The organism is Prevotellamassilia timonensis, from assembly GCF_021531665.1.
GTDB lineage: Bacteria > Bacteroidota > Bacteroidia > Bacteroidales > Bacteroidaceae > Alloprevotella.
This window is the reverse complement of record NZ_JADYUH010000113.1, coordinates 1-1,160: the sequence shown is the minus strand read 5'-3', so window position 1 is coordinate 1,160 and position 1,160 is coordinate 1. Positions and strand designations below refer to the sequence as shown.

The 1,160-nt window shown below is 42.6% G+C and carries 1 protein-coding gene; it reads right to left on the bottom strand.

The window, feature by feature from the left end; genetic code table 11:
* Positions 1 to 17: 17 nt before the first annotated feature.
* The coding region (locus I6E40_RS10580; RefSeq protein ID WP_235387226.1) for an IS630 family transposase at positions 18 to 1,160 on the bottom strand (1,143 nt) is incomplete at its 5' end.

Here is a 1,160-nt window from a genome sequence, read left to right as displayed (position 1 = left end):
CTAGTAGTCTGTAAAGTCTAAAAAGTGACAATAGGATACAAATGTTTGAGTTTGATTCTGGCATCGTCTGTTGTGAATTGCCAGTCCACCCCTTTCTGCATAGCATTCCTATCAGTGTGCCATTTCTCGAGTTCTGAGTTTAAGTCTTCCAAATTATCAATTCTCCGTTTCCCGAGGCATTGTTTAGATAACGCAGACAACTCAATCTCTGCTATGTTGAGCCAACTTCCATGCTTGGGTGTATAATGGAATTCGAATCTTTTGACGAGTCTTAGTGCTTCTGCTGGCGGAAATGTCTCATAGAAAGAACTTTTGTTATGGGTGTTGAGATTGTCACATATCATGATAATCTTTTCAGCATTAGGATAAACTTCGTCAGCAAGCCATTTCATCTGTTTGGCCCAGTCAATCTTTGTCCTATGCTCTAATGCTTTAGCATGGCGAAATCCTGCAAGAGGCTCTGTAAAAAGGAATATACTACAAGTACCATTGCGGACGTATTCACAATCTTGAATGAGAGCACCATTCTTCTTACGACGTCCTTGGCGCGCATCTGCCAGCAATTGTAGAGGCTTTTCATCCATGCAGACCACAGGAAATCGTTCGTCATACGGACGGCTATATACTTCCAGCACATCCTCCATGCAAGCGGCAAAATCAGCGCTTTGTTCCTTTGGTATACACCATTCCTCAACAAGGTGTGGCTTGAGACTATTCTCTTTCAATATCTTTCCCACTGTTGTATGGCTTATCTTGTCTATGTAATTCATCTGTACCATCCTTTCTGACAACAGGCGTAGTGTCCATCTGCAATATCCTTCAGGAGGATTGTGACAAGCCATGGCTATCACGTGTGCTTCCACTTCGCCTGTAATCTTGCTCTCCACCGGAGGCGTCTTACGTTTCTTGCGATATATGCATTCTATACCACTGACTTCAAATTCTTTCAAAACCCGGCTGACAGTCTGCTTTTTTGTGCTCAATAAGTCTGCCAACTCTTCTGTTGTATATTGTTTCTTGCCTTTCCTGTTGCAATTGAGTAGAATTTGTGCGCGCCGTATCGTTCGAGCTGGGGCTGTACCATTGGAAAGTAATTGTTCCAGGAACTTTTGATCTTTCAGGGAGAGTGTTATGATGATTTTCTGTCTTGACATAGTTGA